Origin of the sequence: Haladaptatus sp. DYSN1, assembly GCF_029489995.1 — an archaeon.
In the GTDB taxonomy this organism is placed as follows: domain Archaea; phylum Halobacteriota; class Halobacteria; order Halobacteriales; family Halococcaceae; genus QDMS2.
This window is the reverse complement of sequence record NZ_CP120470.1, coordinates 2,150,726-2,173,712: the sequence shown is the minus strand read 5'-3', so window position 1 is coordinate 2,173,712 and position 22,987 is coordinate 2,150,726. Positions and strand designations below refer to the sequence as shown.

Annotated in this window: 26 protein-coding genes; 14 read left to right on the top strand and 12 right to left on the bottom strand. The window is 63.1% G+C overall.

The window, feature by feature from the left end; genetic code table 11:
* The first annotated feature begins 69 nt into the window (after positions 1 to 69).
* From P0648_RS11595 to P0648_RS11585, 3 genes are read left to right on the top strand one after another with little or no spacing between them, the layout of a single operon-like run.
* Positions 70 to 1,080, top strand: coding sequence for a glycosyltransferase (locus P0648_RS11595; RefSeq protein ID WP_276247093.1), 1,011 nt, complete (start codon positions 70 to 72; stop codon positions 1,078 to 1,080).
* Positions 1,077 to 3,509, top strand: coding sequence for a DUF2079 domain-containing protein (locus P0648_RS11590; protein ID WP_276274855.1), 2,433 nt, complete (start codon positions 1,077 to 1,079; stop codon positions 3,507 to 3,509). The genes P0648_RS11595 and P0648_RS11590 overlap by 4 nt, the downstream gene beginning before the upstream one ends.
* Positions 3,506 to 4,849, top strand: coding sequence for a sulfatase (locus P0648_RS11585; RefSeq protein WP_277504056.1), 1,344 nt, complete (start codon positions 3,506 to 3,508; stop codon positions 4,847 to 4,849). The genes P0648_RS11590 and P0648_RS11585 overlap by 4 nt, the downstream gene beginning before the upstream one ends.
* Positions 4,850 to 5,095: 246 nt before the next feature.
* Here P0648_RS11585 and P0648_RS11580 read toward each other — a convergent pair whose 3' ends face one another.
* The 4 genes from P0648_RS11580 to P0648_RS11565 all read right to left on the bottom strand — a co-directional run bounded on the left by P0648_RS11580 (position 5,096) and on the right by P0648_RS11565 (position 11,025).
* Positions 5,096 to 7,516 (bottom strand): ATP-dependent DNA helicase, encoded by a 2,421-nt coding sequence (locus P0648_RS11580; protein WP_277504055.1) that lies wholly within the window; start codon positions 7,514 to 7,516, stop codon positions 5,096 to 5,098.
* A 26-nt stretch (positions 7,517 to 7,542) separates the two neighbouring features.
* Positions 7,543 to 8,241: an ATPase domain-containing protein gene (locus P0648_RS11575; RefSeq protein WP_277504054.1), complete on the bottom strand. Its 699-nt coding sequence runs from the start codon at positions 8,239 to 8,241 to the stop codon at positions 7,543 to 7,545.
* Positions 8,222 to 8,815, bottom strand: a complete 594-nt coding sequence (locus tag P0648_RS11570) for a response regulator transcription factor (RefSeq protein ID WP_276247098.1) — start codon at positions 8,813 to 8,815, stop codon at positions 8,222 to 8,224. Before P0648_RS11570 ends, P0648_RS11575 begins: the two co-directional genes overlap by 20 nt.
* Before the next feature lie 95 nt (positions 8,816 to 8,910).
* Complete coding sequence (locus tag P0648_RS11565) at positions 8,911 to 11,025, bottom strand: CDC48 family AAA ATPase (protein WP_276274857.1); 2,115 nt, start codon at positions 11,023 to 11,025, stop codon at positions 8,911 to 8,913.
* A 77-nt stretch (positions 11,026 to 11,102) separates the two neighbouring features.
* Here P0648_RS11565 and P0648_RS11560 point away from each other — a divergent pair, with 77 nt between their 5' ends.
* Positions 11,103 to 11,237, top strand: coding sequence for a hypothetical protein (locus P0648_RS11560; protein WP_276247100.1), 135 nt, complete (start codon positions 11,103 to 11,105; stop codon positions 11,235 to 11,237).
* Here the strand turns inward: P0648_RS11560 and P0648_RS11555 are convergent, their stop codons facing one another.
* Entirely contained in the window at positions 11,238 to 11,678 is a 441-nt protein-coding gene (locus P0648_RS11555; RefSeq protein WP_276247101.1) for a DUF5796 family protein, read from the bottom strand.
* A gap of 105 nt (positions 11,679 to 11,783) precedes the next feature.
* Between P0648_RS11555 and P0648_RS11550 the strand changes: the two genes are divergently transcribed.
* The 5 genes from P0648_RS11550 to P0648_RS11530 all read left to right on the top strand — a co-directional run bounded on the left by P0648_RS11550 (position 11,784) and on the right by P0648_RS11530 (position 13,926).
* Complete coding sequence (locus tag P0648_RS11550) at positions 11,784 to 12,629, top strand: shikimate kinase (RefSeq protein WP_276247102.1); 846 nt, start codon at positions 11,784 to 11,786, stop codon at positions 12,627 to 12,629.
* On the top strand, positions 12,587 to 12,892 hold the full coding sequence (locus tag P0648_RS11545) for a chorismate mutase (RefSeq protein ID WP_276247103.1): 306 nt from the start codon (positions 12,587 to 12,589) through the stop codon (positions 12,890 to 12,892). Before P0648_RS11550 ends, P0648_RS11545 begins: the two co-directional genes overlap by 43 nt.
* A gap of 51 nt (positions 12,893 to 12,943) precedes the next feature.
* A complete protein-coding gene (locus P0648_RS11540) occupies positions 12,944 to 13,204 on the top strand; it encodes a hypothetical protein (RefSeq protein ID WP_276247104.1) in 261 nt (86 codons plus the stop codon).
* Positions 13,149 to 13,445, top strand: coding sequence for an N-acetyltransferase (locus tag P0648_RS11535; protein ID WP_276247105.1), 297 nt, complete (start codon positions 13,149 to 13,151; stop codon positions 13,443 to 13,445). The genes P0648_RS11540 and P0648_RS11535 overlap by 56 nt, the downstream gene beginning before the upstream one ends.
* Positions 13,446 to 13,587: 142 nt before the next feature.
* Positions 13,588 to 13,926: a hypothetical protein gene (locus tag P0648_RS11530; RefSeq protein ID WP_276247106.1), complete on the top strand. Its 339-nt coding sequence runs from the start codon at positions 13,588 to 13,590 to the stop codon at positions 13,924 to 13,926.
* A 12-nt stretch (positions 13,927 to 13,938) separates the two neighbouring features.
* On the opposite strand, the gene P0648_RS11525 is transcribed toward P0648_RS11530, so the two are convergent.
* The 6 genes from P0648_RS11525 to P0648_RS11500 all read right to left on the bottom strand — a co-directional run bounded on the left by P0648_RS11525 (position 13,939) and on the right by P0648_RS11500 (position 18,318).
* Entirely contained in the window at positions 13,939 to 14,310 is a 372-nt protein-coding gene (locus tag P0648_RS11525) for a hypothetical protein (RefSeq protein WP_276247107.1), read from the bottom strand.
* On the bottom strand, positions 14,307 to 15,128 hold the full coding sequence (locus P0648_RS11520) for a DUF2391 family protein (protein ID WP_276247108.1): 822 nt from the start codon (positions 15,126 to 15,128) through the stop codon (positions 14,307 to 14,309). The genes P0648_RS11525 and P0648_RS11520 overlap by 4 nt, the downstream gene beginning before the upstream one ends.
* Before the next feature lie 65 nt (positions 15,129 to 15,193).
* Positions 15,194 to 15,874 carry a carbonic anhydrase gene (locus P0648_RS11515; RefSeq protein ID WP_277504052.1) on the bottom strand — a complete coding sequence of 227 codons (681 nt, stop codon included), beginning with the start codon at positions 15,872 to 15,874 and terminating at the stop codon, positions 15,194 to 15,196.
* A gap of 101 nt (positions 15,875 to 15,975) precedes the next feature.
* A complete protein-coding gene (locus tag P0648_RS11510; RefSeq protein ID WP_276247110.1) occupies positions 15,976 to 17,031 on the bottom strand; it encodes a hypothetical protein in 1,056 nt (351 codons plus the stop codon).
* Between the two features lie 64 nt (positions 17,032 to 17,095).
* Positions 17,096 to 17,902 carry an aminoglycoside N(3)-acetyltransferase gene (locus P0648_RS11505; protein WP_276247111.1) on the bottom strand — a complete coding sequence of 269 codons (807 nt, stop codon included), beginning with the start codon at positions 17,900 to 17,902 and terminating at the stop codon, positions 17,096 to 17,098.
* 26 nt (positions 17,903 to 17,928) lie between these two features.
* On the bottom strand, positions 17,929 to 18,318 hold the full coding sequence (locus P0648_RS11500; protein ID WP_276247112.1) for a cupin domain-containing protein: 390 nt from the start codon (positions 18,316 to 18,318) through the stop codon (positions 17,929 to 17,931).
* A 150-nt stretch (positions 18,319 to 18,468) separates the two neighbouring features.
* Between P0648_RS11500 and P0648_RS11495 the strand changes: the two genes are divergently transcribed.
* From P0648_RS11495 to P0648_RS11475, 5 genes are all read left to right on the top strand, one after another.
* A complete protein-coding gene (locus P0648_RS11495) occupies positions 18,469 to 18,909 on the top strand; it encodes a hypothetical protein (RefSeq protein WP_276247113.1) in 441 nt (146 codons plus the stop codon).
* 60 nt (positions 18,910 to 18,969) lie between these two features.
* A complete protein-coding gene (locus P0648_RS11490; protein WP_277504051.1) occupies positions 18,970 to 19,362 on the top strand; it encodes a hypothetical protein in 393 nt (130 codons plus the stop codon).
* A gap of 117 nt (positions 19,363 to 19,479) precedes the next feature.
* The gene (locus P0648_RS11485; RefSeq protein ID WP_277504050.1) at positions 19,480 to 19,923 is read left to right on the top strand and encodes an ester cyclase; all 444 of its coding nucleotides are present in this window, start codon (positions 19,480 to 19,482) and stop codon (positions 19,921 to 19,923) included.
* A 136-nt stretch (positions 19,924 to 20,059) separates the two neighbouring features.
* Positions 20,060 to 20,503, top strand: coding sequence for an ester cyclase (locus tag P0648_RS11480; RefSeq protein WP_276247116.1), 444 nt, complete (start codon positions 20,060 to 20,062; stop codon positions 20,501 to 20,503).
* A gap of 67 nt (positions 20,504 to 20,570) precedes the next feature.
* Positions 20,571 to 22,217, top strand: a complete 1,647-nt coding sequence (locus tag P0648_RS11475) for a CocE/NonD family hydrolase (protein WP_276247117.1) — start codon at positions 20,571 to 20,573, stop codon at positions 22,215 to 22,217.
* Here the strand turns inward: P0648_RS11475 and surE are convergent.
* Complete coding sequence (gene surE, locus P0648_RS11470) at positions 22,208 to 22,978, bottom strand: 5'/3'-nucleotidase SurE (protein ID WP_276248471.1); 771 nt, start codon at positions 22,976 to 22,978, stop codon at positions 22,208 to 22,210. The two genes, P0648_RS11475 and surE, sit on opposite strands and share 10 nt — an antisense overlap.
* Positions 22,979 to 22,987 lie beyond the last annotated feature (9 nt).

Below are 22,987 nucleotides of genomic sequence, written 5' to 3'. Positions count from 1 at the left end.
CTACGGGACAATGGAGAGTCAGCGATCTCGTACGTTCTGTGCGCAGGTTCTATTCGACGTAGAGGGCTAATGCGCGTCGTCCTCTGTCCCCACCTCTCGCTCGAACACTATCGCGGGGGTGAAAAATGGACCGCAGCACTCGCAAACCGCCTGGTCGAAGATGGCGTCTCGGTCGCCGTCCGAGCGCTCCCCTACGCGCCCGATGGAGTCAGACGGGTCGCCGTCCGCGACGTCCTCGACAGCCGTGTCTCCTACCGGGAGGCCTGGCACCACGACCTCTCGGCGTTCGACACTGCGTACCTCTTCTACAATCCTCTCTCGCAGTTGTTTTTTACCGGGGCACCTCGGTACGTCGCGGGTATCCACTCGTGGCTGTTCGTCACCGACAGACTGTACGAACCGTTCTACGGCGTCGTTCCCACTGGCGTCAAACTCCTCTACCGGCTGGTAGGTCCGCTCGACTTACGGCGATTCGACGTCGTCCACTCGGTCACGCGGGCCTACCGCGCTGTCCACCCGCGGACGGTGTACATTCCGAACTTCGTGGATACCCATCGTTTCTCTCCCGACCGCGCTCCGCTCGCATCCGAATTTACGATTCTCGTGACGGCGGCGCACATCCCCGAGAAGGGGTGGGACCTCGTCAGGGAGACGGCAGACCGGTTGCCGATGGACATGCGCCTCGTCACGACGGGAACGTGCGACGATGCGCGCATCGACGGTCTCGGGTTCGTCACCGAGGACGAACTGGCGATGGCGTACGCTCGCGCACACGTCGTCTTGCACCCGGCGCGAGTGGACACCGACAGCATGGTGATAAACGAGGCGTGTGCGTCTGGAACTCCGGTCATCACCACGCCAATCGCGACCCATCTGCCGGCAACAGACGCGGTGCTTCACGCCGAAACGGTAGAGGAGATATTCATACATCTCCGATTGCTTCGAACGGAGTGGGAACAGAACACCGGCTACACGGCGCGGTGTGAAGCTGCCCGCGCTGCCGGAGAAGCTCACGATTTCGACCTCATCTACCCGCAGCTCAAATCACTGCTTCTCGGTTCCGGAGGAGAGGCCGCGTGAGTGTAGTCACTGAATTTCTGCAAGCGCGACTCCCGGTCGAATCCCAGACGCGCCGGTTCGTCCAATACCTGCTGGTCGGCGTGCTTGGACTCGCGATCAACGAAGGGACGCTCTTTCTCGTCACGTCGGTCGCCGGGGCGTCCTACGTCATTGGCGGCGTCCTCGGACGGGTCGTGAGCATCCTCGCAAACTACGCGGTAAACGACGTCTGGACGTGGCGCTCTCGCGGCGACCCGGGCGCTAGGAACTGGCTCCTGCGGGGCGGGAAGTACGTCCTCACGCGCGTTGTCGGCATCGCTATCGGACTCGCCACGCTCATCGTCCTGGTCGAACTGTTCTCGATGCACTACCTCATCGCGAACGTACTCGCGGTTGGGGTCGGCGTTATCTGGGGGTTCGGAGCGAGCGACCGCTGGGTCTGGCCCACGACGGCGAGCGTCCCTGTCACCGACCGGGTCGAGACGCTCTGGACGCGAACGGCGGCTACCCGTCGCCGGTTTTGGACGCGACTCGGAGCGATAGACCGGCCGACGTGGTATGTCATCGGTCTCGCCGGCGTGCTGTTCGTCTGGTTCTCGTTTTACACCAGCCTCCTCTATCGAGGCTACATCCTCACCGGTGCCGACCTCGGCACGTACGTCCACATGTTCTCGACCACGCTGGACGGCCACGGCTGGCTCTTACAGGGGAAATATCGCGTTAGCCACCCCGGTGGTTCCTACTGGGGGGCACACTTTACGCTCACGCTGCTCGCCTTCCTCGTGCCGTACGCAATCGCTCCCTCCGCGATAACGCTTCTCGTCGCGAAGGCGTTCGTCTTAGCGGCGAGCATTCCCCTGTGCTGGCTGGTCGTCCGGACGCACGTTGCTGACGTTCGCCTCGCTGGCCTCGTGACGGTTTCCTACGCGTTCAATCCTTTCTTCTGGTCTGCGTGGTCGTTCGACTTCCAGGAACAGGCAGTCTTGCCGCTGCTCATCTTTCTCACCTACTACGCGTTCGTCAAGGGGCGCGACGCGCTCTTTCTCGGCGCGTTTTCGCTGATGGTGCTCACCAACGAGTTCATGATTTTCATCGCCTTTGGCTTCCTCGTTGGCCTCACGTTGCTGAGTCATCGCGAGAACAGGCTCGCGTCTCGCTCCCGAATGCTCGGCTCGGGTTTCGTCATCGCCGTCGGCGCACAACTGCTCGCCGGCTACGTCATCTCTCAGTTCAGCGTCGAATCCGGCATCCCCACCCGGGCGGTTGCTGTTCCCTTCCAGCAGTACATCGAGGGGACCCGAGTCGCGGTCGGCAGCCTCGTCGGCATCGTTCTCGCCCACCCTCAGGTGCTCATCGACTCGCTGTCCATCAGTCTCTCTGCTAAGTTCCTGTTCTTCATCGCGCTGCTGTTACCGGTGGCGTTTCTCTCGCTCACGGACGAACTGACGCTCTCGTCGCTCACGCCGTATCTCCTCTTCGCGTGGTTCCTCGGCCACAAGCAGGCGTACTTCGCCTTTGGTGCCCACTACCCGTTCTACTTCTTGCCCGTGCTCTACATCGGAACTGCGCGGATTCTCTCTCGCGTCCAGTTGCCGCGTCTCTCCCGGGAGACGGCGAGTCGAGCGCTGGTGTACGTCATCTTACTCAACGTGGCGAGCGGACTCATTATCGCCGGCGGGAACATCCAGCCGTTCCCCGTCATCGACGACCACACCCGGACGCTCGACGCGGCAATAGCCACGGTTCCCGAGGATGCGACGTTGGTGACTCAGAACAACATCTATCCGCACGTCGCAAATCGCCCCGGTGCCTCTTTCATCATCAGCCCGTACGAAATCGAGGTGTATCAGGCTGCGTACGGAGTGCTCACGCCGGAGTACGTGCTCTACGATTCCCAATCGAAGTGGGCGCGCGTCGTCGAAGACACGTTCGTAGACCGTCTCGACGGAGAGTACAGTCTGTACCGGTACGAAGACGGTATCTGGGTGTTCAAGCGAGGGTACGACGGCCAAGCGACGACGATAACGTCCGGTGAACCTCTCTCGTGGTTCGCGGGCACAGAGCGGCGGTACGATGCACAAACCCTCTCGGTCGGGTCGGGAACCCAGGTCGAAGGGACTATCGTCGGAGGCGGTGGGCCTCCAGGCGAAGCCATCTGGTACGGACCCTACGAGACGCTCGCACCGGGAATCTACACGGTGACCTACCGCGTGTTCGTAGCGGGAGAGACGACCGGCTCGGTCGCTCGCCTCGACGTGGTCGGCGGCGAGGACCACCGCGTGCTCACCAGAAAGACGGTCATGCCGGCGAATCGCTGGCAAGAGGTGACGACCACCTTCACGCTCACGCGACCCCAGTCGAAAGTCGAGTTCCGCGGTCACTCGACCGGGAGAGCGGGAACCGTCACGCTCGATTGGGTCAGAATCGAACGCCGGGAGGCCACATCGTGAACATTCTTCTCATCACCATCGATGCGTGGCGGGCGTCGCACGCGTCGTTCAACCCCGGAAGCGACCCGACCTATACGCCGACCCTCGCCGCGTTCGCCGAGACGGGCACCGTATTCACGCAAGCGGTCAGCCATGGTCCGTCGACACCCTACGCATTTCCCGCAGTGTTCTCCTCGTCGCTTCCGCTCGATTACGGCGGGTACGAGCGACTCAGCGACGAGCGTGTCCTCCTGAGCGAGGTGCTCTCGACCAACGGATATCGGTGCGTTGGCGTCCACGGCAACCCGTGGCTCGGTGGTAAGTACGGCTACGCCCGCGGCTACGACGAGTACCGCGACATCGGGGAGTTTTCAATCTCGTTTCTCGACAGTGGGCGAGAGGTCCTGATTCGACGATTCGGCCTCGACCACCCGGTCTACCGGATGGTTCAGTACCTCTACCGGTACGCAAGCGACCCGATTCGCAGATTCTGGAGCGGCACGTCGGAGGTGGATGTGGCGCTCGAAGCGCTCGATTCGGCTGTGAGTGACCAGTTCACCTGGGTGCACATACTGACGCCGCACGCTCCTTACACCCCGCCAGCGCGTCACCGGGCCGCCGTTTCGATGCCCGCATTCTCCGGGTCGGCGACGACGCTCGTCACGCGCGCTCAGCACGACCCAGAGCGCCTCACCGAACGCGAACGAGCAGTCGTCCGTGGACTCTACGCCGCTTCGGTTCGCCACGCGGACGAGCAGGTGGGCCGCCTGCTCGAACGCGTCCCTGACGACACGCTCGTCATCGTGACTGCAGACCACGGCGAGGCGCTGTTCGACCATGGTCAACTCGGGCACGAACCGGCGTTGTACGACGAACTCATCCGCGTTCCATTGCTCGTTCGACCACCTGGTGGCCGCGCGGGGAGCGTCGACACACAGGTCAGACACATCGATATCGCCCCCACGATACTCGACTACGCCGGTATCGAGTCGCCCGCGTCGTTCATCGGTCGGTCGTTGCGTCCGGCAATCGAGGGCGCGGTGGACGTCGACCAGATCTCAATCGCCGAGGTGGCATCGACGGCGCAAACGCCCGGTCGAATCGACGCTGACGCGCTCCAAGTGTCTGTGCGGCTACCCCACCGAAAATTGCTGTACAGAAACGGGACGACGGTCGGGTTTGATCTCACGACCGACGCGACAGAACAGCACCCCATCTCGGACCGTACGGGCGTCGAGTGGGACCCGCTCAAAACGGCGCTCGCAGATCGGTTGGCTTCGCTCGACGTTCGGAGCGGCGCACGGATCGACTACGACCCGCGAACAGAGGAACGACTGCGAGACCTCGGCTATCTCGACTGACTATTCGACTGGCGGGTCTTTTTTGAGGACGGTTCACCTTGTGGACAGTGGACCAGTTTCACCGGATGAATGTAGTGTCCACAGGGCCTGAACACGCCGTTGTCGGGCCCACTGATGATTGTTCCAGTGACTGGCCTGTCGCAAACGGGACAGGAGCGAAGGTACGTGAGTTTGGGTGTGTTTCTCTCCCGCATACACTCTCAATCAACGTGATAATATACTAATATATCGGATTGCTAGAGATTGTCACCCACTATTCCAGAATCGCTCGATTTGCGAGTCGAGGAACATCGGCGTCATACGAACCTGCTCGGTGCGTTCTTCGGCGGAGAGACACGCCCTGACGCCGTCTCTGCGTGCGGTGTCGCAGTATCGCTGGTCGAGCAACGCGCGAACGCCCCGCTCCTCTGGGCCACGGATGACGCGCCCGAGTGCCTGCCGCGTTCGGCGCACGGCGGGCACGGTGAGCGCGTATTCGAACGCATTCTCGGGGCCGAACGCGTCCGCGTAGGCGTTGCGGACGGCTCGCACGCGGGGTGAGCGCGTGTTCACGAGGGGGACGCCGACGACGGCGCAGGTGCCGAGTTTGTCGCCGTCGTAATCGACGCCCTCGGTGAGCGTGCCGCGGGTGCTGGTCACGAGCACTTTCTCCTCGCCGTCGAAGAATGCCTGTTTGAGCGCCTCCGTCTCCTCGTTCGACGAACTCTCGTCTACGAGCACTGGTTTGTCGATTTCTGCGCGGAGTCGTTCCGCGGCCCACGTCGCTTCCCGATAGTTCGGCATACAGATGAGCACGTTTCCGGGACTGCGGGCAAGTTCCCGCAGGGCGTAAGCGTACTCCTCGCGAACGGCATTGTCGTCCCCTGCGGTCGGTGACCCTCTGTTCCGCGCGGTAAACGGAGTGAGGTCCACGCCCCACGTCGCCCGGTTCTCGCGAGGGAAGCGCAGGTCGAACGTGTGGGTATCCACAGGACGGTCTGCGTCGAACTCGTCGAGGCCGACCACCTCCTGAAACACCGAGAGCGGTTCGAGCGTCGCACTCATCAGGACGCCGCCACCGACGGTTTCGAACACGTCACGACACTCGGCCGCGGGCAGGCAGTTGTACATCACGAGCGCCGGGGTGAACGCACGCTCCCAGACGTTTGCCGTCTCGCCGAGGTCTTTCGGCGAGTATTCGAGGACGAGTTCTCGGAAGTAGGTCGCCCGGCTCTGTGTCCACCAGCGAGTCAGAAGCGTGCCGACGGCCCCACAGAAGGTGCTTCGATTCGGGTCGATTTCTTCGAGCACGGCCCCTGCCGCCACGCCGAGCGGACCCATCGATTGCCAGAGATTCTCGCTGTATCCCTCTCCCTCCGCCCACGCGGAGAGGGCGTCTACCTCCTCGGTTTCGGGCGGTCTGAGGGGGATTTCGATGTCCTCCTCGGGCAGGTCGCCGTACTGGATGGCTCGTTGCCAGTCGTCAAACTCCGCGTCCAGGTGGGCGGTGATGCGTTCGTCTAGCCAGTCGGCGATGGCGTCGTAGAACTCGATGGCCCGCCGGACGTGGTCGAGCGAGACTTCGTACGTCGCGAGGGCTTCTTCGACCTCCGTTTTGTGTTCGCGGGTCTTGTTCGCGTGCTGGACGAGCATGCGAAGGTCACCACGCGCCCGCCGCAGCGAGTGGAGACCGATGCGGTCTGAGAGGATGTCTCGGACGCGCTCTTCGACGCGGTGGGCCTCGTCGACGATGACGAACGTGTTCTCGTCCAGAATTGCGTCGGTGAGCACGCGCGTCTGGCGGTCGAACAGGTGCATGTAGTTTCCAATGACAACCTCCGCGTTCTGGAGGAGCACCTGCATCACGCGGTGGGGACAGGTGCCGTGCTCGACCGACTGCGGGAGGAGTTCGTCGATGGTCACGACGCCGCTTTCTGCGTCAGCAAAGCCCACGGGCGACCCCTTGTCGCGGGCGTACCAGTCGGCCTCGAACGGGCAGTAGAGCGGGTTGTTGCCGTTCGAGGAGTCGAGTGCGTCGTCGGGCGCGGTGGGCTGATGAGTCGGATACGGTGACTTCGCGCCGGCGGTTTCGAGCGTGGCGGTGTTCAGCGACTGCCAGGATTCTGCGTCCTGTCTGGCCGCGGCAGCGATTTTTTCGGCGCGTGCCGGGTCCCACCACTTCTCTGCGTCCTCGCGTATGCCGGGGACCGCGCTCTCCTTTGGCAGGCCCCCTTTCTCGCCGTCGTCGAGTTTGACGAGCGAACTCGTCTGGTCGCGGAGGTCCTCACATCGGTCGTGGACGCTCGCGTCCTCGGGAAAGATGCCTTCTCGTTCGTAGGGACAGAGGTCGCCCTTGCTGTCGAGGGCGACGGTGGAGAGTGGCTCTTCGCGTCCGGCGTTGAGCGCGCGCATGTCGGCGACGAACTGGGCGAGTTGCTGTTTGACCGGCGTCACGACGACGACGCGGTCGTACAGGTCGGTCTCGCGGACGAGGTAGGAGGCGGCGGTGAGCGCGGCCATCGTCTTGCCCGTCCCGCAGGGGCCTTCGAAGAGGAAGTAGCCCTTGCCCCTCGCGGTGCGGATGGTGCGCTCGATGACCTTCGCTTGCTGGTCGTAGGGGGCGTCGAATCCGAAGTAGTCGCGCCAGTCTGCGTCTGTGGACGCGGTCGCCCCCGGCTGGTCACTCATTCGAATACGGACTAGTTCGCCATCGCCTAAGAGTGATTGGGTTCGTACGGTTCCCACCCGGTGCGGTAGCCGTCCAGCCCGATGACGCGAACTTCGATGCCGTCGTCGCGCTCGCGGAGTTCGACCATGCCGTCGAACACCTGCTTTATCGTGTTGACCGCCTGCTCGTCGTGGACGCCCGTATCGAGGGTGAACACGCCGAGGTAGCCGACCGATTCGAGGCGGGCGGTGAGGACGTGACAGAACTTGAACACCGTCCTGACATCGACGTACGAGAGCAGCGTCGAGACGGAGTCGAGGGCGAACCGCGTCTGGCGGATGCCGTTCTTGTTGAACCGCTGCATGAACTCGGATACCCCGATGCCGATGCCCGTGAGGTCGGCGGGAGACGTGACGGAGTGGACGAACGACTCCTGCATCGTCGGTCCCGATTCCGTCGTTTCGACGATGCCGAGGGCAGCTTGATTCGGCGCGGCCACCAGCGTTTGATAGTCAGCGAGCGTCGCCTCCGCGCCGTGGTCGGTGGAGACGAAGATGTTGCCTTCTTCTGCGTTCGCTCCCTGTGCGAGAATCGAGAGGGCAAGCTCGCGCTTTCCGCTCATTGGCGGTCCGGCGACGAGCAGGTTCGTGCCCGGTGAAACGTGAATCGTTTCCGTGGGAAGCACCGCGTCGAGTTCGTATCGCATTTGTGGGTCGTCGTTGTTGTCAGTTCGATTGCGCTCCATCCATCCCCCCGATGTCCCGGAGTGCGCTGATGAAATCAGCCTCGTCTGTGAACCCTCCGAGCGTTTCGTTCAACTGCGTCCGGACGGCATCGAGTTCGGCTTCGAGTGCCTGGTACTCCTCGTTGCCTTCGAGTTCCTCCCGGCGCTTGCCGGTCGTGAGCGCCGCCTTGGTCTCTGCGAGCGAGTAGTACTCCTGTAGCAAGGTGGAGTACTCCGCCCGTTCGAGGAGCAACTCGACCGTCTCGTGTAACTGTGCCTTGCTCACCGGTTTGCTGAGATAAGCGTCGAACCCCATCCGGATGATGTCGAAGTCGGGTTCGACGGCGGTCACCATGGCGACCCGACAGTCCAGTTCGCGTTCTCGGATCGTCTCCAGCACCTGGTCGCCCGTGAGCCCCGGCATCATGCGGTCCAGGAGCACGACGGCCACGTCGTCGGTGATGGCGTCGAGTGCATCGCGCCCGTTCGGTGCGACGATGACCTCGTAGTCATCACTGAGCCAGATTTCGTACGTTTCTGCCACGTCAGCTTCGTCCTCGACAACGAGAATGACTGGCCTGTCTCCGTCACCCATCAGTTCTACTCCACGTTTCAGTTCAATCGTGAAAGCATTACTGTTTTTTTCACTGTCATTTGCGCGCGCCTGAACTCGAATCGAGGCCGAAGCGGTCAGGTCAGCGACGGTTCGACCTGTTCGAGCGCCCGGGCGAAGTGGGCCGCCGTAATCACGAGTTCGTCCGCGCGGGCGTTCGCCTCCGCTGGGCCGATGTCCGCCGCCAGGTCACGGATGGCGAACATCGCGGCCTGGCGGACGAGCGACCGCAAGTCGGCCCCTGAGTACCCGCGGGTGTCGGTTGCCAACTGCGCCTGGTCTACGTCGTCTGCGAGCGGTTTCCCCGCCAAGTGGACCGCGAGAATCGCCTTCCGGGCCGGTTCGTCGGGCGCTGGCACCTCGATGTGGGTTTCGAGGCGGCCCGCCCGCACCAGCGCGGGGTCAAGCACCTCCCGGCGGTTCGTCGCGGCGAGCACCATCAGGTTCGGGTTGTCCACGACGCCGTCCATCTCGGTGAGCAACTGGGAGACGACGCGCTCTGTGACCTCGTGGCTGTCGTCGCGACGCGCCGCGATGGCGTCGATTTCGTCGAAGAAGACGATTGCGGGGGCGGCCTGTCGCGCCCGGTCGAACACCTTCCGGACGGCCTTCTCCGACTCGCCGACGTAGCGGTCGAGCAACTCTGGCCCCGCGACGTGGATGAAGTTCACTTCGCTCTCCCCGGCGAGAGCGCGCGCGAGGAGGGTCTTACCCGTCCCAGGAGGCCCGTAGAGCAGCACACCGGAAGGCGGGTCCGTGTCTGCGGCGTCGAACAGCGCCCCGTATTCGAGCGGCCAGATGACCGCCTCTTCGAGGGTCTGTTTCGCCTCGTCGAGGCCGCCGACGGCGCTGAAGTTCACGCTCGGCGTCTCCGCGACGTACTCGCGCATGGCGGAGGGGTCGACCGCCGCCATCGCCGCGTCGAAATCCGCCCGGGTCACGGTGAGCGGTTTTCCTTCTTCCCGGCCGCGAAGCGCGTGCATCGCCGCCTCCGTGACGAGCGTCTTCAGGTCCGCGCCGACGAACCCGTGGGTTCGCTTCGCGATGCGTTCTACGTCCACGTCGTCGGCGAGGGGCATCCCGCGGGTGTGAACGTCGAGAATTTCTCGACGCCCCTCGATTCCGGGGACGCCGATTTCGATTTCGCGGTCGAACCGGCCGCCGCGGCGGAGGGCGGGGTCGATGGCATCCACGCGGTTGGTCGCGCCGATGACGACGACCTGTCCGCGTTCGTTCAGGCCGTCGAGCAGGGTCAGCAACTGGGCGACGACGCGTGTTTCCATGTCTGCGTCGTCGTCGCGGGTGCCGGCGATGGAGTCGATCTCGTCGATGAAGATGATGGCCGGCGCGTTCGCCGTCGCCGTCTCGAAGGCTTCACGCAGCTTTTCCTCTGACTCGCCTTTGTACTTCGAGACGATTTCGGGGCCGGAAATCACCGAGAAGTGGGCGTTCACCTCGTTGGCGACGGCTTTGGCGATGAGCGTCTTGCCCGTCCCGGGCGGCCCGTAGAGCAGGACGCCCTTCGGCGGGTCGATGCCCAACTGGGTGAACAGGTCGGGTTCCGAGAGCGGGAGTTCTATCATCTCCCGAACCTGCTCTAGCTCGTCGTCCAGGCCGCCGATGTCCTCGTAGTTCACCCCAGAGGGGCGAGTCGGCGCGGTGCTACTCACGGCCGGTTTCTGTGGGGAGTCAGGTTCGAGTAACGTGATACGCGTCGTCTGGGTCACCCGGACGATGCCGTCTGGCCGGGTCCGCGATACCGTGAGCGGGCCGTTGCCGAGTCGCTGGACGTGAATCTGTTCGCCAGCGGTGAGCGGGCGGTCCATGAGTGCCTCGCGGATGGCCCGCGTCGCCTCATCGTCGTCCGCGAAGTCGCTTTCCGGCTTGACCTCGATGCTCGTCGCGTCTGCCACCTCGACCGGTCTGACGGTGACTTCGTCACCGATGTTGACCCCGGCGTTGGCGCGGGTGTCAGCGTCGATGCGGACGGCCTTCTTCGACAGTCCGGCCCCGGCGGGCCACACTTTCGCGACGGTCGCGGCCGCCCCCTCGATGATGACGGTGTCGCCGCTCAACACGCCGAGTTGTCTGCGGGCGGCCTCCGGCAGACGTGCGACACCCCGCCCGGCATCGCGTTTCTCTGCACTCTGGACGGTGAGTGTAAGTCCCTCGTCTCTGACACCCGAACTCATAGCAGACCGTTGACGCCCCGCACTCTTTACGGTTCGCTCGGAGAAACGAATTTACCGCCCCACGCCAGTTGTTACCTATGGTCTCTACGACTGAACGCGATGGCATGACCTGGTATCAGTGTGATAGCTGCGGGCTCATGTTCGACGTCGAAGAAGACGCGCGTCAGCACGAGAAAAACTGCGAGGGTGAGGACGCAGACTACATCATGTAGCTACGCGTCGGCGGGTGGAGAGACGATTTCGAACGAGCGTTCGCCCATATCGTCCTCTTCGAAGACGAACACGCGGCCACGGACCGTCTCCGGGTCCGCCTCGACTTCGACGCGATAGCCACCCGCATCGCGAATCGTCACGCCGGGGAAGATAGACGTTTCCTCGTTTTCGTCGAGCAGGACGCGGCCGACGCCCGTCGATTCGAGAATTTCGTCCGCCGTGTTGCGGTCGTTGACGTAGACGATGACGCCCTCCGTCTCGGTGGGGTCGGTGACGAGAATGTGGACGTCTTTCGCGGGAGCGGTCTTGACCGTCCCTTCGACCTTCGCGGGAACCCCGTTGTAGAACACCTCTCTGCCGTCCGTGTAGTGGACCACGACGCCGCCCTCGGTGAGTTCGATGCCGAGCGTCTCGGGCGAGATGTCGTTTCGCAGGCTCATACCCAGTGTTCGCCCGTCGCCGGGAAAAACCCGGCGTTGTCCGTCGGCTAAATCCGCACCAACCGCCACGTGTAAGTAGGCCCGTCGGGGAGGAGAACCTGTACCATGGAGGGCACGGCACAGGCACCCGCCGCAGGAACCATCCTCAACGCGCTCGCCACCGGCACGGGCGCGGCGTTCGCCATCGACCGCTACACCACCGCGCACGTTACGCTGAGCGACGACCCCGGCGTGACCGGCGAGATCGCGAACGCGCCGGACGCGGACACTCGCCTCGTCGAACGTTGCGTCGAACTCGTCACCGAACGCTTCGGCGACGGGCAGGGCGGGCATGTCCGCACCGAAAGCGATGTGCCGATGGCCTCCGGCCTGAAGAGTTCGAGCGCCGCGGCCAACGCCACGGTGCTCGCAACCCTCTCCGCCCTCGACGCAGAACTCGACCGTGAGGACGCCGCACGTATCGGCGTCACCGCCGCCCGCGAGACCGGCGTCGCCGTCACCGGCGCGTTCGACGACGCGAGCGCGAGCATGCTCGGCGGCGCGACGGTCACGGACAACACGGCTGACGAACTCCTCCACCGCGAGGAAGTCGACTGGGACGTGCTGGTCTGGACGCCCGACGAGCAATCGTTCAGCGCGGACGCGGACGTGGCTCGCTGCAAGCAAGTCGCCCCGATGGCCGACCTCGTCGCCGACCTCGCGCTCGCTGGGGATTACGAACGGGCGATGACGGTAAACGGCCTCGCCTTCTGTGCGGCCCTCGACTTTCCCACCGACCCGCTCGTCGAGGCGATGCCCCTCTCGAAGGGCGTCTCACTCTCGGGAACGGGGCCGAGTTTTACGGCGGTCGGCGACCGAGACGCACTGGAACAACTCGAAGACATCTGGAGCACTAACGACGGACACACATGGCTAACGACGACACAGAATCACGGCGCGCGACTGAAGTGACGCTCGACGAACACCGCGAGGAGATACAGGAAATCGACCGCGAACTGGTCGAACTCATCGCCCGGCGGACCTACGTCGCGGACACGATTGCGCAGGTCAAGGAGGAACTCGACCTGCCGACGACCGACGAGGAACAGGAGGACAAGGTGATGGAACGCGCCGGGAAGAACGCAGAGCGATTCGAGGTGGACGCGAACCTCGTGAAGGCCATCTTCCGGTTGCTCATCGAGTTGAACAAGGTCCACCAGCGCGAGAATCGGTAGCCGAAACGGCGTCGCCAGTGTCATTTTGCCGTAGTACGAGAAAAAAGAAGCATGGGTGTAACAGTCCTGGCGGCGGAACGACGACACGTCGATGGTATCTGCCGCGTCTGCGCCGACGGCTGGCGTGCGACGTACACTGGTATCCTTCCCGAGAGGGAAATCGAGGCGACTATCGAGGAGTTCTACACTCCCGAGCGCGTCGCACGAGAGGTCCGCTCGCCAGAGGACTGGGACGGATGGCTCGTCGCACTCGAAGATGGGGGCGGTCGTCGGCGCGGGTGGCGGTGGTCTCACTGCCCCGACCGTCGGTGAAGTGTTCGTATTGTACGTTGACCCGGCGAAGAAGCGGCAGGGAATCGGTTCTCGATTGCTGGAAACGATGACGAGACAGCAACGCGAACGAGGTGCGACTGAGCAATGGGTGTCTACGGTCCCCGACAACGAGATTGGGATTTCGTTCTATCAGAAACACGGCTTCGAGGTCGTGGGTGCGCGAAATTCCTACGGCGAGGCGAGTGACCGCACGTCGCTTCGACTCAAACGACCTCTCTGAACGACGTTGTGGTTTGAGATGACGACGTGAATACCATCTGCAATGCCAGTGGGAGCGCGAACACGGTACCTCGGCGCGAGACGCGGGAACGCGCATTTGCTCGCACGGAACGTTATCATCACTCCACGCGAAGGCTTCGACGATGCCCGACTGGTCCCACGTAGAGCGTGACCTGGCTGCCGTCGACTACGAGGACTTTGAATTCGATTCCGGCAAAACCGCTGTTCCTGGGCTTTCAGGGGAGTGGTTGGTTGGTAAAATCGACCGGCAGGGGCCTCTCAAGCGAGAGAACTTGTCACTCCGATTGCGACTCTGGGATGCCCTTCCCGGCGTCGCATCGATTCCAACCGAACCCGAATACGCGCCAGCAAACATCCGCGAGATTGCAGCGCGACACGAGCTTGATGTCGTTCTGATTAGCGCCGGGCGCGATTGGGTGCGGGTGGCGCTCGTCGCGCCGGAGTCAGCTTCGACTTCGTAGCGAACCACCCAGTCATACTTCGATCCACGACGAGACGGTCGCGGTCGCGTTCTTAGTCCCGGCCGGGCACACGACGTAGCCAAGCCGCCTGTCGTCGGCGGGGACGTTCTCGAAGGTGAGTTCCGGCGGCGGGGTGTCACACTCGACGGCGACCGTCACCGACGAGAGGCCGACGTTCTGCTGATTTTCGAGTATTACGGCCACCCGGAGGTCGCCGTTCGGGAGGGGCGTCACGTTGCCTACCGCGGCGGTCGGTGCGGCGAACGTCGGCGTCGCCACTCCCTGCCAGACGACGAAGACGAACAGCGCGATGGTGAACGCCGTACTCACCACGATGAGCACCCGTTCGGGCAGGGAATCGAGGTCGCCCTCACGCTCGCTCATCCGAGTACCACCCGCGCCCCGCTCGCGCCAATCGTCGCCGGGAAGCCGAGTACGATGGCCAACTGAACCCAGACCGCGAGCGGGGCCGCCCTGAACTGTCCGAAGGCAGCGAGTAGCGCGACGGCGACGACGACACCGACTGTGTAGGAGACGAACGCGTGACCCACCTGGTCTGCGAGCGTCTTTTCGAACGACCGGGTGCGCTGGCCGCGGAATTCGAGTTCGTAGAGAACGAGGTAGGCGACGACGAGGCTCAGGACGAGGACGAGTGCCAGTCGCGTCCAGTTCGCGTGGGCGGCCATGAGCGCCATTTCGTCGGTCGGCGCGAGGGTCAGCCCAACGAACAGTGCGCCGACGGCGAACACGCCGAGGTGTCGGTAGAACGGGCGGTCGGGGGATGGCTCGGTTTCTGCTTCGTACAGCAACTCGTCTGCGAGTGCCGCGCCGAAGCCGAGGGGGACGACGAAAAAGAGCCCGAGCCGGGCGATGAGAACCGGCGGGTCGCTCAGTTCGATGATGCCGAACAACAACAGGACCGCGTAGGCAGTGAGAAAGCTCTGGAGCAACAGTTCGGTGAAGTCGGTCACGACGGTGGCGACGGTCAGCGGGGTCTCGTCTCCCTTCCGCGACCCGATGGACTCCCGGATGGCGATGACGACGGCGAGCCCGACGACGGCGTACACGAGCAACCACGCGGTCGGGAGGTGCGACCCCTGGACCCACATCTCCGTCGTGAACAGCAACTCCACGCTGACGATGAGGGCACCAACGACGCCGCGAATCTGTCTTCTGAGAACTGTGCCGACACCCTGTGCCATGGGATATCAATCGATGGGTTGACAGATAAAGTGGCAGGAGAGACCACCCGTCGCTTTCGAGTCGTTCAGTACTCCCAGACGCGGGCGACCCACTCGCCGAGTTCTGGATGTTCCTCACGAAGGCCTTCTGCGCTGCGGTTCCCGTTCACGTTGACGACGTACACCTTGCCTCGCGGCCCTCCGTACACGTCCATGAAGTCGTAGACGACGCCGATAACGTCTACGTCGTCGGGAATGTCGCCGCTCTCTTTTAAGAACTCGACCTGCCAATCGACGTTGTACTCGACGAGCCGATTGATGGCTCCGTTTCGGTCTACGTCGTCCGGGAGCAGGTCCAGGGCCGGTTCGAGGTGCGGTTTCAGGAGGTCGATACAGTGTTCGATTCCCGGCGGCTCAGAGAGGCCGTCGGTGAGTTCGTCGTAGGTGGCTGTAACTGCTCCACAGCCAGAGTGACCAATGACGACGATTGTCTTCGTCCCGGTGTGTTCGACGGGGTAGAGCACGTCGCCGGAGACTTCCTCGCCCACGGCGGTTTGCTGAACCACTCGGTTGCCGATGTTCCCGACGGTGAAGATTTGGCCTGGCTCGTCGTTCCCCCAGATGTGGTCTTGCAGGACGCGGGAGTCCGAACAGCAGACGGTGACGACGCCCGGGTGTTGGCTGTCCTGAACGTCGTCGAACCGGGATTTGAAGGTCTCTACGTGCTTTTCGTTGCTCTCCAGTAGTTCCACGACCGTCTCGCACATATGTGACCAGATTCGCGACTGGGTAGTTAGGTTTCGTGGTTCAGGTTCGATTCGCCTCAGCGGTCCCATCACGCTGCGCTCTCGTCACCGGAACAATCCGATTACGGCCGCAATCTCAAATCCTCGTCTTCGAGCGTAAAGCCGGTCGATTCGAGCGAGTGCTTCGAGACGGTGACGATGCGGAGCATGTAGGAACTGAGCAGGACGTACGGCGACAGCGCGACGACGAAGGCGATGGCGATGTAGAGAAAACGACGCTCGATGCTGAGGACGGTAAATCGCGGGAATAGGCCCGCATCGATGGCGAGGAGCACGTAGGCAGTGAAGACGATGACTGGTAGCGCGAGGATGAGGAGGTCGTTCGACAGGTTTCGCAGTTCGCGCTTGAAATAGAGCGTCGTGAAGTATTCGCGCCCGGAGGCGAACAGCACGAGCACCTCAGAGAGGTTGTTGAGCGATTTGAGCTTTCGCTCGGGGAGGGCGCTGCTCAACTCGGCCTGGAGGCGTCGCGCGGCGTTGATGTGGCTCGCGTAGTCGTAATCGAGTCCCGCGAGCAGGACGGTGGACAGGCGTCGATTGTCAGCCCGGAGGCGATTTTCGATTTTCGAGAGCTCTGCCTCCACGTTTTCGACGAGCGAGAGCAACGAGTCGCGCTGGTCTGCGTCCGAAACGTCGGTCGCGCCGCGTTTGAGTTGGTCGGTTTCGCGCCGAAGCGCCCGCAGGATGAATGCGAAAAACGGGCCGATACCGGCCGGACTGACCCCCAGTTGGGCGATTTCTTCGAGTTCCATCTGAAACTCGATTGAATCGACGATTTGGGCCTGCTTGACCTGGAGTGTGCCGAACTCCTGTGAGAGCGCGGCCGTGTTGATGGAGAGCACCACCGAGACGAACAGAATCACGCCGCCGAGCAGCGTGTTGAACAGCGCCTGGACGGCTCTGGTTTCTGTGACCAGTCGCTCCATTTCAAATTCAAAAATCGTTCCGATGACGAGGAGCAAGAGGAGAATCATCGCGGAGATGAAAAACGCAATCCACCGCCGATTTCCATACAGCAACACCCACTGTCGGAACGTCGGGTCTACCGCGTTCGACGACGATGTCTGGGACGTGGCTGGCGCAGACTGCGTGGAGAACAACTGTCGAAACGGGCGCATCGGGGTCTCCGTACTGTTGGAGAGCTAACAGCATAACCCTTCGCGGAGGCGACGTGCTGTCCGACTACCGATTCGTCTCGAACCACTCGACGGCGAAGTCAACGAGCGCCGGCTGGTCGACGAGTTTTACTGTCGCTGCGCCGACCGTGCCTTCTGTGATTCCGTGTTCGCGCTCGAATGCTGCGCCGACCTCCTCGAAGTCGTCGGTGTCGGTTTCGATGTCCTCGAATTCGACGAACACGCGCTCGCCGTCGCGTTCCACAGGGACGCGCTCGGTGAGCACCTCCTGGTCAAGGTCGGCGCGGTACTCGGCGAGGTGTATCGACGTGTTGTTCGCGTGACCGACGCCGAGCAGCAGTACCTTCGCGTCCCTGTCGTAGAGTTTGGCGAGCGGCGACCCTTCGCCGAGGCCGTAGGCGAGTTCGTGGTCCGCGACGAGGTCCGCAGCGCCAGTACCCCACGCAGCGAATGAAGTTATCGGGTGCTGGCTTCGGACGACCCCCGCGTAGTTCCGGAAGCACTCCCCTATCGCGCCCATGCCCCGAGTCGGGGTACTCTCCGGTCTGTAGGCCGGTCGCAGGTCTTTGATAACCTCGACCCAGTCGTCGGGAACCGGCGGTTGCGACCAGAACTCGGGATTCGAGTATTGGGAGGTGAAACTCGGCATCACGAGCGTTCCCGTCTCCGTGAGAACGTCCATCAGGGCGTCGACGACGGCGGGGGCGTCACCACAGACCCAGCCGAGCGAGCTTAGCGACGAGTGGACGATGACGGTGTCGCCGGCGGAGAGACCGAGGTCGCGAAAATCGGCAGCGAGAGACGAGACGGTGGCAGGAGCATCCACCTGCTCGATTGCATCCTGTTCGGTCATGTTTGTCGCATCACGACAGGCTGGTATCAGCTTTCTCCTCTCGGTTCGCTCGCCGGGCCGTCCACGTTGATTGCAGGGGGGCCGGACCCGACGAAGCAGATGACAGCGACCCAGTCTTCTCGCGTCCCGTTTACCACCCGTCGAATCGTCTGCGGGGGAACGTAGACGAAGTCACCGGCCGCCATTTCGACCGATTCGTGTCCGCCTGGGCCGTATTCGAGCGTCGCCGTCCCCGAGACGACGTAAGCGTAGACGTGTCTATCGCCGTTGTGGTGCCACCCGGTTGCCGCGCCGGCGGCGACCCGTGACTGCACCATGAGCGTGTCCGCAGCGTCGAACGTGCTGGCTCTGAAGACACCTGGTGTGCTCTCTGTTTCTGCGATGTCCTCCTGTCTTCTGACGGTAATCCGGTCCATCTACATGCACCATCCGTAGAGACGACGCGCCAGTGCAAAGCCTCTCGTGGCCCAGTGCGCCCCGCTAACCGGTGTCCCGGGCGACTGCATAGCTCAAGTCGAATTTTGTCCTTACGACTCGTTTATGGTTTCTTCCAACCCTTCTTGACTATGAACATTCGTATCGGTCGTGAACTGCTGCTGTGCGCTAGTGGCGGCCTCCTGCTCCTCGTCGGCGCGAACCTGCCGTGGGCGCAGGTGAACCCGCACCTCCCCGCATCGGCCGAACTGCCCTTCCTCGTTAGCAACGGGCTGGCGATCGGGTTCGACGCGGTGGACCTCTACATCCTGCTCCCGGCCGGCGTGGTGCTCTGCTTGCTCTTGTTCGATGCCCACCCCACTGTCCGGTCCATACTCGCGATTCACTCGGGGGTACTGACGCTGTTTCTCGCGCTCAGGTACCTCCTCGGCAACTCCCTGTTGGCTGCTAATGCCACGCTCGTCCCCGCGGTCGGACTGTATCTCACGCTACTCGGCGGGGCGGTGCTGTTGATTGCGGGCTGGACAGGCTCCGAATCTGCCGCCCCTGTCCCGAGTCCCACCGCCCGATAGCCGGGCCTGCTGGGGGAAGGGGCCACGTAGATTTATCAATCTTCACGACTGATTTTCTGTATGAACAGACGGCGAGTACTCACGCTCTCCTCCAGTCTGTTGTTCCTCGCCGGGTGTGTCGGAACCACGGACGCCGCGAAACTCGCCCGCATCGAACTCGCAAACGAGAGGTCCTCTCGCGTCTCGATTTCCCTCTCGGTCGTCGATGCGGGTTCGTCGGTGTACTCGAACGAGTTCGCCGTCCCGGCGAAAACGGGCGACGAACAGCCGCCGCAGGTCGTCGTGAGCGACGCGCTCCCCGCCTCGCCCGGAGAGTACGTCGTTCGCTACACGGTCAACGAGTTCCCGACGGAGACGTTCGACGTGGCTTCGAACGTGCTGACCGACTGCACCAAGCTTCGACTCACGATTCGAGAGGAGTTCACCGAACTCACCTACTCGAACGGGTGTTAACCGGCTGCCGGAGCGAACAGTCCTGAATCACGGTGTGTTGCTCAACGATAATCTAAGCTGCCGTCGAAGTAGTCGCTACCACTCGCGCTCAGTGAGTAGCGGGGGGTAGGTGGCAAAATGGCGACGACAGACGTTCATGCGGCGAACAAACGGTTGGTCCAGCGCGAGGTGCGCGAAGTGTGGGCGGAGGTAAACGACGAGAGCATCGCGGCGTTGTTCGCACCTGACGTCGTCATCGGAACTCGTCGGATGGGTGACGAAGAAACACTCGCCTCGCGTGACGACATTAGGGAACACCACCGTGAGTGGATGGATGGATTCCCCGATGCAACGTTCGAGATACACGAACTTCTCGCCGAGGGAGACGCCGTCATGTTTTACTGGACGATGGAGGCAACGCATACGGGGCAGTTTCGTGGCTATGCACCCACCGGAAACGCCGTCTCGATAGATGGCTTTGGCTTCCGTCGTATTCAGGACGGGAAAATCACCGTATCAACTGACTCAGCAAGCATGGTCACGCTCCTCGACCAGATTGGTGTGACGATTCCGTCGAGTTAGGTGAGCGGTCCGAGTGGAGAGTGGAAATGCTCGTCCGGGTGACAGTCACCACACCGAGCGTGTTGCTCAACAGTCTTCTTCCGTCCCAACGAAGGAAGTGGTGACGGTCGCTCGTACGACGGGCGGTGGTGAAACCATGGCAACAGCAGACGTATCCAACGCGAACAAGGACCTCGTGAACCGCGAGGTCAGGGAGGTGTGGACTGAAGACAACCTGGAGGTCATCGACGACCTCTACGCGCCAGACGTGAAAATCGGCACGCGCCGGATGGGCGAGCCACAGAAGCTCGCGACCCGAGAGGACATTAAAGCGATACACCGCGAGTGGGACGAGGGGTTCCCCAACGCAACGTTCACGACGAACGCGATGGCAGCCGAGGACGACGTGGTGTTCCTCTGGTGGACGATGCGGGCGACGCACACCGGGCAGTTCCGGGGATTCAAACCGACTGAAAATCCGGTCGAGGTAGATGGCTTTTCATTCCGTAGAATCGAGGACGGGAAAGTCGTCGAGGCCAAAGACAGCGCGAGCATGACCACGCTCCTCCGCCAAATTGGCGTCGAACTGCCGACCGAGTAGCCGGCTCCCTTTTTTGGACAGTCCTGCCAGTTAGTTTATCCGCCGTGGGTGAGCCATGCAGAACGATATGTTGCCCAACCGAGACCCACACCAAGACGACGAGCGCCGGGCCGTGACACGGCGCACGCTCCTTCGCGGCCTCGCGGCGAGCGCCGCAATTGGGGCGAGTGCGACGAGCGTCACGGCGACCGAGACGACCGAGAGCGACGCCTTCACCCGCACCCAGCGCGTCGACATCGAATCGTTCGACGGTACGACCATCGCGGCGAGCCTGTACGAACCAACAGCCGAGGGACCACACCCGGCCATCCTCATCACTCACGGCTGGGGCGCGGATAGAAACGCCGCCTACGTCCGTCGCTGGGCGGAGAACTACGCGAGCAATGGCTACGTGGTCCTGACCTACGACTCGCGGGGCTTCGGCGAATCGGGCGGCGAAGTGGGCGTCGACGGCCCGAAGGAGGTCGAGGACGCATCGACGCTCGTCTCGTGGCTGGCCGCCCACGACGCGGTCCAGACTGTCGAAGGTGAGCCGGACAACCCGCGAGTCGGCATGGACGGCCTCTCCTACGGTGGCGGCATCCAGCTCAACGTCGCGGCCGCGGACGACCGTCTCGACGCCATCGTTCCGCGATGGGCGTGGCACGACCTGCGCTACGCGCTCGAACCCAACGAGGTCGTCAAAGTCGGCTGGGCAGCACTGCTCTACGCTGCTGGCGTGGGTGGGTCGCGCGGTCTCACCTCCGGCGATGGCCTTCCCGACGAGGACGACGCGGAGTACGGCCTCCCGCCGAAACTCCACGAAATCAACACGAAAGCGGCGGCGACCAACGAAATCGACGAATCCGGAGAGGCCTACCTCGGTGTTCGCTCGCCCGCAGTTAAACTCGACCAACTCGACACACCGGCGCTATTCCTCCAGGGATGGCCCGACACGCTGTTCGTCCCGAACGCAGCCCTCTGGACGGCCCAGGCGCTCGAATCGAACGATGTGCCGACGCGACTCGTCTTCTTCGAGGGTGGCCACACCGCCACGGACGCCGCCGGGGAGGACCAACAGCAGCGACTCGACGCGATGGCGCTGTCGTGGCTCGACGCCTTCCTGAAAGCCCCGGCACAGGCCGACCAGACGGCACGCGCGGCGGACGCGAAGCTCGCTCCCGTGACGTACTACGAGGTCCAGACAGGCGAGTGGCGCGAGGCCGAAGACGTGCCGAAACCCGACGCAGAAACCCAGACGCGCCGATTCCGAGACACGAGCGACGGCGATTCGACGGTCGTTCTGAACAGCGTCATTCCGACCGCGACGAGCCACTTCGTCCCCGAGAACGAGGACACGGCTGGCACGGCGGTCGATTTCGATTTCCCTATCGAGCAGGCACAGGAGATTTTCGGCGCGCCGACAGCACGGCTCACCATCGAGCCACTTGGCCCCGAGACACGCCTCTTCGTTCGAGTGAAACACGTCCGCGACGGCGAAGAAACGCTCATTAACAATCAGGTGACGCCGGTTCGCGTCGAGGGACTGGAACCGACAGAAATCGACCTCGAACTCGTCGCCTTCCAGCGGACCTTCGAACCCGGCGACACCCTGCGGATGACGATTGCCACGACGGACGCAGGTTTCTTCGCGTCTCGTGAATCGGCGGGGGCGCGAATTCACCACACGGCGGAGCGCCCATCCACTGTCGAGTTCCCGACGGTCTACTGGTAAGTTTCGGCGAGTGCCGTCAGCGCCTCGTGGTGTTCTGTCGTATGCGGGGCGGTGAGCGGCGAGACGCTGATGCGCCCCTCGACGACGGCACGGCGGTCGCTTCCCCGCGGGTCGGGGATGTCGCCTGCGGCCATCTTGTCCCAGATGCGGTCGTGGAGGGTGACGGTTTTGCCGTTCTGTTCTGCGTCCATCTGGTAGACGTGAGAGGGCCGGGTGATTTCCATTTCGGCGGGGTCGTCACCGGGCATCGGCGCGTTCACGTTGAGATAATCGGCTTGCTCGAACACGCCGGCGTTGATGGCGTGGTCTGCGAGGTATTCGGTCGCGCGGACGGCCTCGCGGTAGGCGTCGGCCGACTCGCGGTGTTTCTTGAACTCCTCCCAGCCACCGGGAATGTACAGCGAGACGGCGATGGCGGGAATGCCGAAGAAGGCGGCTTCGACGGCGGCACTCACGGTTCCAGAACGTCCGAGAACGTACTCCCCGAGGTTCGCTCCGCGATTGATGCCCGCGACGACGAGGTCGGGGTCAGGGCCGAGCGACTGGACGCCCGCCACGACGCAGTCGGCCGGCGTTCCCTCGATGGCGTACCCCAGTTCGTGTTCGTGGACGCGGACCTCTCGGGACATCTTTCGCCCGACCGCACTCTGGTCTTCCTTCGGAGCGACGGCCGTCACGTTCCCGACCGTCGAGAGCGCATCGTACAGCACGCGAAACCCCGTGCTGTCGATGCCGTCGTCGTTCGTCAGCAGAATCTCCATGCTCATATC